Below are 13,280 nucleotides of genomic sequence, written 5' to 3'. Positions count from 1 at the left end.
CGTCAGGCGGATACTGCCATTGGCAGGTCTTCCGAAGACGGATCGGCTGGGGCCTTGGTCATGATCTTCAGCAGGCTTGCCAGCGTCTTTGGAATTTCACGCCGATCCACGACCATGTCGACCATGCCGTGCTCCAGCAGATATTCCGAAGTCTGGAAGCCTTCAGGCAGCTTTTCGCGGATCGTCTGTTCGATCACGCGCTTGCCCGCAAAGCAGATTTCCGCACCCGGCTCTGCGATGTGCACATCGCCCAACATGGCGTAAGAGGCCGTCACACCGCCCGTTGTCGGGTTCGTCAGCACGACGATGTAAGGCATGCCCGCTTCTTTGAGCATATTGACGACAACCGTTGTGCGCGGCAGCTGCATCAGCGACAAGATGCCTTCCTGCATGCGTGCGCCACCCGAGGCTGGGAACATCACGACAGGGCAACGCTCTGAAATGGCGCGCTCGAATGCCTTGACGATGGCTTCACCGGCAGCAATGCCGAGCGAGCCACCCATGAACTGGAATTCGTGAACGATAGCGACGATCTTCAAGCCCTTGAGCTTGCCGACGCCAGCCAGGATCGTGTCTTCCTGCTCTGTCTTCACGCGGCTGTCGCGCAGACGGTCCGAATATTTCTTTGAATCGCGGAACTTCAGCGGGTCCTGCGCCACCTTTGGCTGGACCAGGGCTTCGTAAACGCCGCCATCGAACAGGTCTTCAAGGCGCGCCTTCGCAGGCATCTTCATGTGGAAACCAGAAGCGGGAATGACCCACTTGTTTTCCTCAAGATCCTTGTGAAAAACCATCTCGCCCGTTTCGGGGCACTTGATCCAGAGGTTTTCCGGCGTCTCGCGGCGGCCAAGCATGGAGTTGATCCGAGGCCGTACGTAGTTGGTGATCCAGTTCACGTCTAATACTCCTGACTATCTCGCTGACCTGACTTTACTCGGCAGCGGCAAGGCGCGATGCACGCACGCCCGTTGAAAGTCCCTTTACCAGTGTTGTCACTGATGGAACAGTGTCGTTGGTGGCCTTACCGTCCTTGGTCAGGCTTCCGGCGATCTGGTTGACGATGGCCGAACCCACCACAACGCCATCGGCAACAGCGCCGATTGCGCGGGCATGATCCGCCGTCTTGACGCCGAAGCCGACACAGATGGGAAGGTCGGTATGCGCTTTGATCCGCTGGACAGCGCCAGAGATCGTGGATGGATCCGGCAGGGCCGAACCGGTAATGCCATTCATCGAAACGTAATAGACAAAGCCTGACGTGTTCTTGAGAACGGTCGGGAGACGCTTCTCATCCGTCGTTGGCGTTGCAAGACGAATGAAGTTGATACCGCGCGCCAAGGCTGGAACGCAAAGCTCATCATCCATTTCAGGTGGAAGGTCGACGACGATCAAGCCATCGATACCCGCTGCCAATGCATCATCCAGAAACGTTTCAACGCCATAGATATAGATGGGGTTATAATAGCCCATCAGCACGATCGGGGTGTTGTCATCCTGCTTGCGAAACGCGCGGGCGAGTTCAAGCGTGGTCCTCAATGTCTGCCCGCCCTTCAGCGCGCGCTGGGCGGCAAGCTGAATGGCTGGACCATCGGCCATGGGATCGGAAAAGGGCATGCCGAGTTCGATGACATCGGCACCGGCTTCCGGCAGCGATTTCATGATGCCGAGCGAGGTATCGAAATCCGGATCGCCACCCATGAAATAGGTGATGAGGGCCGGGCGGTTTTCAGCGCGCAGATCAGCAAAGCGCTTGTCCATACGAGCAGTCATGATTACGCACCCATTTCCAGAAGTTTCGCCACGGTAAAGATGTCCTTGTCGCCACGACCGCACAGGTTCATGACGATGATCTGATCCTTGTCCATCTTTGGCGCACGCTTGATGACTTCCGCCAGCGCATGGGCCGGTTCAAGTGCGGGAATAATGCCCTCGGTCCGTGTCAGCAACTGGAATGCTTCCAGCGCCTCGGTGTCCTTGATCGGCACATATTCAACGCGGCCCGTATCTTTCAACCATGAATGCTCTGGACCAATGCCGGGATAATCCAGACCAGCGGAGATCGAGTGACCCTCCTTGATCTGGCCGTCACCGTCCTGCAGCAGATAGGTGCGGTTGCCATGCAGCACGCCCGGCGAACCGGCTGTGAGCGATGCGCAATGCTCTTCGCCTTCAAGACCCTTGCCGCCCGCTTCGACGCCAACGATCCTGACGCTGGAATCATCGAGGAACGGGTGGAACAGACCGATGGCATTGGAGCCACCGCCAACCGCTGCAATCAGCATATCCGGCAAACGTCCCTCGGCCTTCATCATCTGCTCGCGCGTTTCACGACCGATGACCGACTGGAAGTCGCGGACCATTTCCGGGTATGGATGCGGACCGGCAGCGGTACCGATCATGTAATAGGTGTCGTCGACATTGGTGACCCAATCCCGCAGCGCTTCGTTCATAGCGTCTTTCAGCGTGCCGTGACCAGCCGTGACCGGCACGACTTCTGCGCCGAGAAGCTTCATGCGGAAAACGTTCGGCGCCTGGCGCTCCACGTCGGTTGCGCCCATGTAAACAACGCAGGGAATGCCGAAACGGGCAGCGACAGTTGCCGAGGCAACGCCGTGCTGGCCAGCGCCGGTTTCCGCGATGATGCGGGTCTTGCCCATGCGCTTGGCGAGCAGGATCTGCCCCAGGCAATTGTTGATCTTGTGCGAACCGGTGTGGTTCAGCTCATCGCGCTTGAAATAAATCTTCGCGCCGCCAAGCTCCTGTGTCAGGCGCTCGGCAAAATAGAGCGGGCTTGGGCGACCGGTATAATGGGTGTTCAGATGCTCAAGTTCCGCCTGAAACTCGGAGTCTGTCTTTGCCTTGTTCCACTCGGCCTGAAGGTCAAGGATCAACGGCATCAACGTTTCGGCCACAAAGCGGCCTCCGTAAATACCAAAACGGCCGTCCTCATCGGGACCGGCGCGGAAAGAGTTGGGTTTCGGCGTCTCGTTCACTCTCAAACTCCCTGCGGTCTTGCCGAACGGATCGCATCGAAAAATGCGTCGATCATGGCCAGATCCTTGACACCCGGCGCGCTCTCGACACCGGAAGATGCATCTATTCCCTTAGCCCCGGTTTCCGCCAGAGCATGGGCTATGTTGTCTTTGTTCAATCCCCCGGAAAGCATGTAATCCACGCCTTCGTCAAGAGAGTGCAGCAAGGTCCAGTCGAAGGAAACGCCGTTGCCGCCGGGAAGATCGGAACCCGCAGGCGGTTTGGCATCGAACAGGAACTTGTCGGCTATTCCTATATAGGGATCAATCTTGGCAAGATCATCGGCATCGCGGATGGAAAAAGCCTTGATGATGGGCAAACCGTAGAGAGCCTTGACGTTCAGCACACGCTCCGGGCTTTCATGCCCATGCAGCTGCAGCATATCCGGCTTCAACAGATGGATGATCTCATCCAGCTCGTCATTGTCGGCATCAACAGTCACGGCTACGATCTTGACGCTTCCGCGCACGGCATCGGCCAGCTTGCCAGCAATATCAGGCTCGATGTTGCGCGGGCTTTTTTCAAAGAAAATAAAGCCGAGATGGCTCGCACCGCGACGAACGGCGCGCTCGATGGCATCGGCGGACTTCAATCCGCAAATCTTGATTTCCGGTGTCATGCCTTGGGAGGTGCCATGAAATAGGCTGTGAGTCGAGCCAAATCTAATCTTCCTCTCAGAAGCGTAAATGTTTCACGTGAATCCAAAACGGTTTGAACAGGATTTATTCGAAATCGATGGCGTGCAACTGCGAGCCGTTGCGCTTCAACCAGGATTTCGAGGCTTCCATGGTCGGGCAAAGCTTTTCGCAGAGCGCCCAGAATTTCGGTCCATGGTTCATCTCTTTGAGATGCGCGACCTCATGGGCGGCCAGATAATCGATGACACTTTCTGGCGCCATGACAATGCGCCAGGAAAAGCTCAAATTTCCCTCATGCGAGCATGATCCCCAACGGCTGCGCGTATCCTTCATGGAAATGGAATTGGCGGACCTGCCGACTTTTGCCGTGTGATACGCGACCAGCCGCTCCAGATCTGCCCGCGCTTCCTTCTTCAGAAAGGTCGCAATGCGTCGGCCGAGATGTTCCGGCAACCCACTCACCCGCAGGACAGCCTCGCCATCTGAATCTTTTGCAATGTGCGTCACGCCGCGTAACGTGCCGGTATGTTCAATGCGATGGGCAACACCGCGAATGGAGATGCTGCCGCCATCAACGACACTCCCCTCAGTGGAGAACTTCGAAAGCCTGCTTTTCAGCCAGCCATTGTGGCGATCCAAAAAGTCATCCACTTCGCGGTGGTGAAGACCGTAGGGGATGGTCATTTTCAGCGCTTTGCCGCCGGGCTCGATGCGAAGCGTGATGCGGGTGGCGCGCTGATTTTCCTTGATAGTGATGGGCAGGTTGCGACCGCCCACATCCACCATGCGCTGCGATGGCGCAGGCTTGGACGGCGAAACGGATCTCAGGGTCTTGCGGAGAAGCGGAAACATCGCCTTTCATAGCGATTCGCTCCACAAAAAGCTATGTGCTTGGTGTCACAGCGCCTTGTCATGCTTGCGCATGAAATCCAGCATGCGCGGCACGATATCCCGACAGAAGCGAGAGCCGTTGAAGACACCGTAATGCCCGACATCCGGCTGCGTGTAATGCTCGCGCTTATCAGCTGGAATATTCAGACACAGATCATGCGCCGCCTTCGTCTGCCCTGCCCCGGAAATATCGTCATTCTCGCCCTCGACCGTGAACAGCGCCGTGCGTTTCACGTGTGTAGGGTCAACCGCCCTGCCCCGGTGGAGCATGTTGCCCTTGGGAAGCGCGTGATCGATGAACACGGTTTCGACGGTCTGGAGGTAGAATTCGGCTGCGAGGTCCATCACCGCCAGATACTCGTCGTAGAACTCCCGGTGCTTTTCCGCGGAATCGCCATCGTTCTTCACAAGGTTCATGTAGAAATCCTTGTGTGCCGTCATGTGCTTGTCGAGGTTCATGGACATGAAACCGGTCAGTTGCAGAAAGCCCGGATAGACGGAACGGCCAAAACCGGGCTGCGGCCACGGCACGGGCATGACGACATTATCCCGGAACCACTCAATCGGCTTGCCCATGGCCATTTCGTTGACAGCGGTCGGGTTGATGCGCGTATCGATTGGCCCGCCCATCAAGGTCATGGAAGCCGGGGCGCATGGGTCATTATCCGCTTCCATCAGCGAGACGGCGGCCAGCACCGGCACGGATGGCTGACAGACGGCGACGACATGCACGCCCTCACCAAGGTGATGAATGATTTCGATCAGGTAATCGATATAGTCATCAAGATCGAAACGCCCTTCCGTCAGAGAAACCGTGCGCGCATCGATCCAGTCGGTGATGTAGAGATCGGCAGATGGCAGCAGCGCCTCGACCGTTCCGCGCAGCAAGGTTGCGTAATGGCCCGACATGGGGGCGACGAGCAGCACTTTTGGGCCGGTTATTTCGCCTGAGGCCATATCGCGCTTGAAATGCAGCAGATTGCAGAAGGGCTTTGCCCAGACAATCTCTTCCGCAACGGAGACGGATTTCCCACCGATCAGAGTTTCGGAAATCCCGAATTGCGGTTTGCCATAGCGCCGGGTCAGCCGCTCGAAAACCTCAAAGCCCGCATCGAGGCTTCGGCCGAATGCCGTGTTGGACAGCGGGTTCAGGGGATTGTTGCAGGCCTGACGCATCAGTTCAGCGCTTGCCCGCAGCGGCATCATGGCAGCGTGGTTCATTTCGTAGAACTGATAGAACATGGATGAACGCCTCCCGTCGTTTATCGTCGTCTTTTCGTCAATATAGCATCATTTCGCACATGCACAAAACGTGAAAAGCGCCAGCGGTTGCCCGCCAGCGCTTCTGATATGTATTGATCGAAAGTTCTTCTCAGACGTCAGCGACGAATGTCTGCTTTTGCGTTCCCAAACCTTCAATGCCAAGCTCAACCACATCGCCCGCCTTCAGGAAGCGTGGCGGCTTCATGCCGAGGCCGACGCCCGGAGGTGTGCCGGTGGAGATGATGTCTCCGGGATGCAGGGACATGAACTGGCTCAGGTAGGACACCACATGGGCAACGCCATAAACCATGGTCTTGCTGGAGCCGTTCTGCATCGTCTCGCCATTGACCTTCAGCCACATGCCAAGGTTTTGCGGATCGGCGACTTCGTCCTTGGTCACAAGCCATGGGCCTACGGGGCCGAATGTGTCGCAGGATTTGCCCTTCGTCCACTGGCCCTGACGCTCGGTCTGGAATGCGCGCTCGGATACGTCATGCGAGACGCAATAGCCGGCAACATAATCCATCGCATCGGCTTCAGACACGTATTTGGCGGTCTTGCCGATGACGACACCCAGCTCGACTTCCCAGTCTGTCTTTTCAGAGCCGCGCGGAATGATGACATCATCATTAGGGCCAACGATGGCGGATGTCGCCTTCATGAAAATGACAGGCTCGGATGGCACTTGCGCACCGGTTTCCGCCGCATGGTCGGAAAAGTTCAGGCCGATGCAGATGAACTTGCCCGTGCCGGAAACGCAGGCGCCAATGCGATCATCTGCAAGAAGCGGGAGTGTGGAAAGATCGAGAGCAGCAATCGCCTTCAGACCCTCAGGGGAAATGGCCTCTCCGGCGATATCTTTCACATGCGCCGAAAGATCACGAGCTTTTCCATCCTGATCCAGAATGGCTGGCTTTTCCTGGCCCGGCTGGCCGACGCGCAATAATTTCATGGTCAATCTCCCGTTGTCAGACAAGTGCCTGCATATATGAACGAACTATTTATCCGTGTCACCCCTCATGCGGTGGCAAATCGATCTGCCTCGCATTGAAGGAAGCATTTTTCGAAACACGGGTGTATGACACTATTAGGGCGCTCTAAAACGGCGCCGATGGCACCATGATGTCGAACCGTGTCGAGGAGATGATATGACCTATAGCAATTCGCGCCAATCCGAGTTTCCGATTGATCCCATATTCCTGGATCGCTGGTCGCCGCGCGCCTTCGGTGACGCTGGAATGCCGAGAGAACATCTGCTGACAATTCTCGACGCCGCCCACTGGGCTCCATCTTCCTCCAACCAGCAACCCACCCGCTTCATCTATGCCCATAAGGGCAGCCCGCAGTGGGACACCTTTGTGAGCCTGCTGATGGAAGGCAATCAAAGCTGGGCTAAAAATGCCGCGGTCCTGCTGATCGTGCTGTCCCGCACCTATAATGTTTCACGCGAGGGCGAAAAGAAGCCTGCGACAACGAACTCTTTTGATGCGGGTGCTGCCTGGTTGTCTATGGCCATGCAGGCACAGTATCTCGGCTACCACGCTCATGCCATGGCTGGCATTTTCAAAGACAAGATCATTGAAACGCTAGAAGTGCCGGAAGGCTATGCCGTGGAAGCTGCGGTCGCCATCGGCTCCATCGCCGACAAGAGTACCCTGCCCGAGGAACTGGCAAAACGCGAAGTGCCGAGTGACCGGCTGCCTCTGTCGGAGGTTGAGTTCGAAGGACGCTTCACCGGCAAGGCTGACTGAAGGTCCACGCTTCACGACTGAAATAAAAATGGCCCGGTGGAGCATCTCCCCCGGGCCATTTGTTAAGATTGTGTTTCACGTGAATCGTCACATAAGACGATTCACTGAAAAACATCAGATATCGAGATTGGCGACGTTCAGCGCATTTTCCTGGATGAAGTCGCGGCGCGGTTCCACCTCATCACCCATCAGGCGGGCGAACAGGCTGTCGGCATCGGTCGCGTCAGGAATTTTGACCTGAAGCAATGAGCGCACATTGGCGTCCAGCGTGGTTTCCCAAAGCTGCTCGGCATTCATTTCGCCAAGGCCCTTATAGCGCTGCATCGACAGGCCCTTGCGGCCCGCGGCAAAGATGGCATCCAGAAGCGGGCGTGGGCCAGCGATGATCTGCGTGCCATCCTTGCGCTGCAGCACAGGTGGCGTCTTGTAGATGTCACCCATACGGGTTGCGAGCTGGTCAATATGGCGCGCATCTGCCGAACCCATCAGGCCCATATCCAGCGTCGACACTTCCTTGACGCCGCGAACCATGCGCCAGAAACGAAGACCGCCATCATCAAGAACTTCGCCGGTCCAGCCGCGCTCGGTTTCTTCGGCAATCATATCCAGACGACGCGCGACCTCGGCAACCGTTGCTTCGGCCTTGCTTGGATCTGCCGACAGTTCCGGGTTCATCGCACCAGCAATCGCTGCCTGCTCGACAATCGAGCGGCTGTAGCGCGAATGGAGGTTGTCAATCAGCGTGCGCATGCGCACAGCATCGAGAATGACTTCGCGCAGATCCTGACCAACACGAACTTCGCCGGAACCCATCGTCAGCGATGCTTCCTCGATACCCATGGTAATCAGGTATTCTTCGAGCGCCTTCTCGTCCTTCAGATACTGCACGGACTTGCCGCGCGTGACCTTATAGAGCGGTGGCTGCGCGATATAGAGATGACCGCGCTCGATCAACTCAGGCATCTGACGGAAGAAGAAGGTCAGAAGCAACGTGCGAATATGCGCGCCGTCCACGTCAGCATCGGTCATGATGATGATCTTGTGGTAGCGCAGCTTGTCGGCGTTGAACTCGTCCTTGCCGATCGAGGTGCCGAGCGCCGTAATCAGCGTACCGATTTCCTGGCTCGACAGCATCTTGTCGAAGCGGGCGCGTTCAACGTTCAGAATTTTACCGCGCAATGGCAAAATCGCCTGCGTTTCACGCGAACGACCCTGCTTTGCAGAACCGCCAGCCGAGTCACCCTCGACGAGGAAGACTTCGGATTTGGCCGGATCACGCTCGGAGCAATCTGCCAGCTTGCCGGGCAGAGACGCGATATCGAGCGCGCCCTTGCGGCGGGTCAGTTCACGCGCCTTGCGGGCAGCTTCGCGGGCGATAGCCGCTTCCACGACCTTGCCGACGAGGATCTTGGCTTCGGTCGGATGTTCCTCAAACCAGGTGCTCAGCGCTTCATTGACGAGGTTTTCGACAACGGGGCGAACTTCCGAGGAAACCAGCTTGTCCTTTGTCTGCGACGAGAACTTGGGGTCAGGAACCTTGACCGAGAGAACAGCCGTCAGGCCTTCGCGGCAGTCTTCGCCCTGAAGGGAAACCTTCTCACGCTTGGTGATGCCGGAGCTATCGGCATAGGAGGTGACCTGGCGCGTCAACGCACCACGGAAACCGGCCATATGCGTGCCGCCATCGCGCTGGGGAATGTTGTTGGTGAAGCACAGCATGTTTTCGTGATAGGTGTCGTTCCACCACATCGCGACTTCAACGGTGATGCCGTCCTTCTCGCCGATGATGTAAACCGGCTTGTCCACCAGCGGCTTCTTGGCCCTGTCGAGATACTTCACGAAGGCGGCAAGACCGCCATCATAAAGCATTTCTTCCTGCTTGATGTCGGAGTGGCGCTTGTCCGTCAAAAGAATGCGCACGCCGGAGTTCAGGAAGGCCAGTTCGCGCAGCCGGTGTTCCAGCGTTGCGTAGGTATATTCCGTCATGGTGAAGGTTTCGCTGCTGGCGAGGAAGGTCACTTCCGTGCCGGAGCGACCTTCATAATCGCCAACGATCTTCAATGGGCCATCGGCCACACCATGGGTAAACGAAATCTCGTGGATTTTTCCGTTGCGGCGAATGCGCAGCTTCAGCCAGACCGACAGCGCGTTAACGACCGAGACGCCCACGCCGTGCAGACCGCCGGAAACCTTGTAGGAGTTCTGGTCGAACTTACCGCCCGCGTGGAGCTGCGTCATGATGACTTCAGCGGCGGAGACGCCTTCACCGGTGTGGATATCGGTCGGAATACCGCGACCATTGTCGGTTACCGATACCGAACCATCTGCATTCAGCGTGACGGTAACCAGATCGGCGTGACCGGCCAGCGCTTCATCGATGGCGTTATCCACGACTTCGTAGACCATGTGGTGCAGACCGGAACCATCGTCGGTATCGCCGATATACATGCCGGGACGTTTGCGAACCGCATCAAGCCCCTTGAGGACTTTGATCGAATCGGCTCCATAGGCTGCACTGGCGGCGTTTTCGCTCGACATAGGTTCAGTCATAAGCACTCTTTCCGAATGTATCTGTCGCAGCGCCACCTCATATCGAGACAGCGCGGCAGCGAATCACTTTAAATCTGACGTGTGACTATAGAAATTCCGTCTCGATATCCAAAGTCCACAAGCACCAAAACCCTGCACAAAGCAGGGGATAGCGCGGGTTTCACTCGCAAGGACGGCTTTTTTGTAGCACCTCTGACAATTCATCTATCACACTTGGCGGCAGCTTGCGAATATTCCGCGCCAATCCGTTCGCCAGCATCGTGTATTGCGGTGGCAAACCTGCGGTATCGATGACAACACGCGGATCCGACGTACCCGCCAGCGAGAAAAGCTCATCCGCTTCGTCCCAGATGATGTTGAAGTATCCGGCAATGCGCTGGAGGAGATCAAAGCTCGGCTTGCCGCGTTTTCCATGTTCCAGTGCCGAGAGATAGGCGGGCGACACGCCAATCGCCAGCGCCATCTGCTTCTGCGTCACGCCCTTTTTCTCGCGCAGAACCCGAACCGCCTCTGCAAACGGCGTCATGATGTATCTCCGCGCCGACGTGCTAGCCGCACGTAAAGAGCGCCATCGCCACCGTGATTCATGGAGGCGTCTTCATAGGACGAGATGAGATGACGGTATTCCGGTTTGGAAAACCACATCGGCACGGCACGCTTCAATGCGCCCTCACTGCCCATGGAGCGCCCCTTGCCGGTAATCACAAGAACATGCCGTAGCCCACGTTCATGGGCGCGCACGAGAAAATCAAGCAGCACCGCATGGGCCTCGCTCTGAAACATGCCGTGCAGATCGATCCGCGCTTCGAGCGGCAGGCGACCACGGGTCAGCTTGCGTTTGACCGGTCTTTCGAGAGGGCTGTGAATGCGCTTGCGATCCGGGTCCGCGACAACTGATTGCGGTATCGGCTCGATAATCATCTTGGGGAAAGGCGGAATGGGTTTCTTCGCAGTTTTTGGCTGCGGTTGCGGCTCTGGATCGATCTGCGCTTCCAGCGCTTCAAATTCCATCAGGTCTTCCACGCGCCCGGAAATCAGCCGCGTCGTCTTGGCAACCTTGCCCCACAGGATGCGCTCATCCCTGCCCAGTTTGCGGCCACCCTTCATGACCGATACCTCTCAGCCGCCCCACAGGGAATGAGAATGTAAAAATCTGCCGGGTTGCGCACCGTGCCGGCCAGCTCTCCAGCCTCATCGCCAGAGCCGGTGAAAATATCGCCACGCGCCGGTCCCACAATGGCCGAGCCGGTATCCAGCGCCAGCATGAGGCGGCCAAAGGGCTTTCCCTCATCCAGATGCGTCAGGCTTGGTGAACTGATGAAGAACGGAAAACCGAATGTGTGGATCAGGCGATCCACCGCAAGCGCCCTGCCCGCGACAAGCGGAACTTTGGCAGCCGCAATAGGCCCAAGCTCCAGCCCTTCCACATCGGCCTCACGGAAGAAGATGTAAGAGCGATTGTGCCAGAGAACCTCGTCCACCTTGTCAGGATTGTGCGCCAGCCACTGCCGGATGGTCTGCATCGAAATGGTCTGAGGATCAAGTTCACCCCTGTCCAGCAGCAGACGGCCAATGGCGGAGAATGGATGGCCAGCCTTCGCGGAATAGGTAATGCGCCTGATTGTGCCATCGCTATAGCGAAGCCTTGCCGCGCCCTGCACATGCACGAAAAACAGATCGACCCGCGATTTTGCCCAGGCGATTTCCAGCCCTCGACCATCCAGATAGCCGCGGTCGATTTCGCCCCTGTCTGGATAGGGAGAGATCACGCCATCCCGCTGCAAACCGAAAGCGTAATAGGGATCCATATCCGCTGGCCGGTTGGTGTCATCCAGATCGATCAGATCGGACGGGCGGCGATAGATTGGATATTTGAATGTCTCATCAGGCGTGGCCGAAACCATCAGCTCCGGCTCATAGAAAGCAGTGACGAAACCGCTCTTTGCCGATGACGGTGATATTTTGAAGGGAACGCAATGGGTCTCGAAAAATAGCCGGGCGGCGCAGGCGTCTTTAAAGCCGCCTGCATCAGCGGCTTCCAGCAACCCCACAAGCTCCTCAGCGCTCAAACCCAGTGAGCCGGTGCGGTAGGGTTTTGCCTGGCGCAGATGGGCCAGAATGGATTGCATGGCCGGGAATAACGGCGAAGGGTCGTCTGCCTGCCAAGCTGGCAGTTCAGCAAACGACACCTCTTCGAGGGTAAAATCCCGGCCAGCGCTGCTCATTGTTCAGATTCGGTCGCAATCAGCTTCCAGTTCGGATCGCGTGAGCGAATGTCGCGCGCAAACGTCCAGATGTCATCGACCTCCGATACGGCTTCAGGGTCACCGTCGATCAGCGCACCGTCCTTGTCGTAGGTTGCCGAGATCAGCTGGCTGATGATGCGAAGCGTGATCTGCTCTTCGGAATCGCGGATGCCGGCGTGGGTGATGTCGATCTTTTCAGTGCCAACAAAGGTCGATTTCACCACCTCGCCGCGCTTTTCGCGCTCGGCGATGGCAGCGACGAAACCTTCATAAACTTCCTTGGAGAGGAGGTTTTTGAGCGACTTTCTGTCACCATCGGCAAAGGCCGTCACGATCATCTCGTAAGCCATCCGCGCGCCGTTGAGGAACTCCTTCGGACGGAATGTCGGATCAGTCTTGTTCAACTCACGCAGCGAATCATTAAGCGCAGATCCAACTGGGGCGATGGCATCGATTTCCGCGAAGCGATTTTCCTCTTCGCCTTCGCCACGTTTCGGCAAGGTCACGACCTTGTTATCGTCTGCAGGCGATTTTGCCATGTCACGCGGGCTGTAAGGGTCGACAGGTGGCTTTTCGTTGCCAGTTCGACGACCAAGGACACTGCGCAACTGAAGGAAAATCAGCACCGCAGCCACGAGGAAAAACAATGTAATAAAGTCGCTTGAGCCCATCTTTTACCGAAACCGCCATTTAAATCTAATTTTCTACACATCATATAGTCTGCATCTGCCCATCATTCAAACGGACAGATGCAATCGCCGGTTTCCAGAGGTGGTCGAATGGGCGATATGGTTTGTTTTTACACGTTGGATCTGCCTGAAAGAGCATTGATGTTTGCGGCCGATCCCTGAACTCCGTCAGTGAATGCGTTCTGATAAAGGTCAAGAGAACGCGTCGCGCTCTCACCG

Annotated in this window: 13 protein-coding genes; 1 reads left to right on the top strand and 12 read right to left on the bottom strand. The window is 56.9% G+C overall.

What is annotated here, in order from left to right; translation table 11 throughout:
- Positions 1 to 2: 2 nt before the first annotated feature.
- The 7 genes from accD to RQI55_RS15435 all read right to left on the bottom strand — a co-directional run bounded on the left by accD (position 3) and on the right by RQI55_RS15435 (position 6,777).
- Positions 3 to 896 carry an acetyl-CoA carboxylase, carboxyltransferase subunit beta gene (gene accD / locus RQI55_RS15465; RefSeq protein ID WP_192065089.1) on the bottom strand — a complete coding sequence of 298 codons (894 nt, stop codon included), beginning with the start codon at positions 894 to 896 and terminating at the stop codon, positions 3 to 5.
- 34 nt (positions 897 to 930) lie between these two features.
- Positions 931 to 1,770: a tryptophan synthase subunit alpha gene (trpA, locus tag RQI55_RS15460; protein WP_243258169.1), complete on the bottom strand. Its 840-nt coding sequence runs from the start codon at positions 1,768 to 1,770 to the stop codon at positions 931 to 933.
- A 2-nt stretch (positions 1,771 to 1,772) separates the two neighbouring features.
- Positions 1,773 to 2,993, bottom strand: coding sequence for a tryptophan synthase subunit beta (gene trpB, locus RQI55_RS15455; protein WP_243258168.1), 1,221 nt, complete (start codon positions 2,991 to 2,993; stop codon positions 1,773 to 1,775).
- A gap of 2 nt (positions 2,994 to 2,995) precedes the next feature.
- Positions 2,996 to 3,652, bottom strand: coding sequence for a phosphoribosylanthranilate isomerase (locus tag RQI55_RS15450; protein ID WP_243258167.1), 657 nt, complete (start codon positions 3,650 to 3,652; stop codon positions 2,996 to 2,998).
- A gap of 103 nt (positions 3,653 to 3,755) precedes the next feature.
- Positions 3,756 to 4,523, bottom strand: a complete 768-nt coding sequence (locus RQI55_RS15445; protein ID WP_243258166.1) for a M48 family metallopeptidase — start codon at positions 4,521 to 4,523, stop codon at positions 3,756 to 3,758.
- Positions 4,524 to 4,568: 45 nt separating this feature from the next.
- Entirely contained in the window at positions 4,569 to 5,804 is a 1,236-nt protein-coding gene (locus RQI55_RS15440; protein ID WP_311273141.1) for a polyhydroxyalkanoate depolymerase, read from the bottom strand.
- Positions 5,805 to 5,934: 130 nt separating this feature from the next.
- The gene (locus RQI55_RS15435) at positions 5,935 to 6,777 is read right to left on the bottom strand and encodes a fumarylacetoacetate hydrolase family protein (RefSeq protein WP_243258164.1); all 843 of its coding nucleotides are present in this window, start codon (positions 6,775 to 6,777) and stop codon (positions 5,935 to 5,937) included.
- A 196-nt stretch (positions 6,778 to 6,973) separates the two neighbouring features.
- On the opposite strand from RQI55_RS15435, the gene RQI55_RS15430 reads away from it, so the two are divergent.
- Positions 6,974 to 7,576, top strand: a complete 603-nt coding sequence (locus RQI55_RS15430) for a nitroreductase family protein (RefSeq protein WP_311273140.1) — start codon at positions 6,974 to 6,976, stop codon at positions 7,574 to 7,576.
- Between the two features lie 114 nt (positions 7,577 to 7,690).
- Here the strand turns inward: RQI55_RS15430 and gyrB are convergent, their stop codons facing one another.
- The 5 genes from gyrB to RQI55_RS15405 form a co-directional block, all read right to left on the bottom strand.
- A complete protein-coding gene (gene gyrB, locus RQI55_RS15425) occupies positions 7,691 to 10,126 on the bottom strand; it encodes a DNA topoisomerase (ATP-hydrolyzing) subunit B (RefSeq protein ID WP_042615674.1) in 2,436 nt (811 codons plus the stop codon).
- Positions 10,127 to 10,286: 160 nt separating this feature from the next.
- Positions 10,287 to 10,652 (bottom strand): helix-turn-helix domain-containing protein, encoded by a 366-nt coding sequence (locus RQI55_RS15420; protein WP_243258162.1) that lies wholly within the window; start codon positions 10,650 to 10,652, stop codon positions 10,287 to 10,289.
- On the bottom strand, positions 10,649 to 11,233 hold the full coding sequence (locus RQI55_RS15415; RefSeq protein WP_243258161.1) for a Smr/MutS family protein: 585 nt from the start codon (positions 11,231 to 11,233) through the stop codon (positions 10,649 to 10,651). The genes RQI55_RS15420 and RQI55_RS15415 overlap by 4 nt, the downstream gene beginning before the upstream one ends.
- Positions 11,230 to 12,351, bottom strand: coding sequence for a murein transglycosylase A (locus RQI55_RS15410; protein WP_243258160.1), 1,122 nt, complete (start codon positions 12,349 to 12,351; stop codon positions 11,230 to 11,232). The genes RQI55_RS15415 and RQI55_RS15410 overlap by 4 nt, the downstream gene beginning before the upstream one ends.
- Positions 12,348 to 13,043, bottom strand: a complete 696-nt coding sequence (locus RQI55_RS15405; protein WP_243258159.1) for a Tim44/TimA family putative adaptor protein — start codon at positions 13,041 to 13,043, stop codon at positions 12,348 to 12,350. The genes RQI55_RS15410 and RQI55_RS15405 overlap by 4 nt, the downstream gene beginning before the upstream one ends.
- Positions 13,044 to 13,280 lie beyond the last annotated feature (237 nt).

It is taken from the genome of Rhizobium sp. WCS2018Hpa-16, from assembly GCF_031843705.1.
GTDB lineage: Bacteria > Pseudomonadota > Alphaproteobacteria > Rhizobiales > Rhizobiaceae > Agrobacterium > Agrobacterium tumefaciens_C.
The sequence above is the reverse complement of the archived record's forward strand: the minus strand, read 5'-3'. Positions and strand labels throughout refer to the sequence as shown.

Bases quoted from the DNA above. Each gene is read 5' to 3' on its own strand.
- trpA (WP_243258169.1), bottom strand. From the start codon at position 1,770: ATGACTGCTCGTATGGACAAGCGCTTTGCTGATCTGCGCGCTGAAAAC.
- RQI55_RS15440 (WP_311273141.1), bottom strand. From the start codon at position 5,804: ATGTTCTATCAGTTCTACGAAATGAACCACGCTGCCATGATGCCGCTG.
- RQI55_RS15450 (WP_243258167.1), bottom strand. From the start codon at position 3,652: ATGACACCGGAAATCAAGATTTGCGGATTGAAGTCCGCCGATGCCATC.
- RQI55_RS15420 (WP_243258162.1), bottom strand. From the start codon at position 10,652: ATGACGCCGTTTGCAGAGGCGGTTCGGGTTCTGCGCGAGAAAAAGGGC.
- RQI55_RS15435 (WP_243258164.1), bottom strand. From the start codon at position 6,777: ATGAAATTATTGCGCGTCGGCCAGCCGGGCCAGGAAAAGCCAGCCATT.
- gyrB (WP_042615674.1), bottom strand. From the start codon at position 10,126: ATGACTGAACCTATGTCGAGCGAAAACGCCGCCAGTGCAGCCTATGGA.
- RQI55_RS15405 (WP_243258159.1), bottom strand. From the start codon at position 13,043: ATGGGCTCAAGCGACTTTATTACATTGTTTTTCCTCGTGGCTGCGGTG.
- RQI55_RS15430 (WP_311273140.1), top strand. From the start codon at position 6,974: ATGACCTATAGCAATTCGCGCCAATCCGAGTTTCCGATTGATCCCATA.
- RQI55_RS15410 (WP_243258160.1), bottom strand. From the start codon at position 12,351: ATGAGCAGCGCTGGCCGGGATTTTACCCTCGAAGAGGTGTCGTTTGCT.
- RQI55_RS15445 (WP_243258166.1), bottom strand. From the start codon at position 4,523: ATGTTTCCGCTTCTCCGCAAGACCCTGAGATCCGTTTCGCCGTCCAAG.
- RQI55_RS15415 (WP_243258161.1), bottom strand. From the start codon at position 11,233: ATGAAGGGTGGCCGCAAACTGGGCAGGGATGAGCGCATCCTGTGGGGC.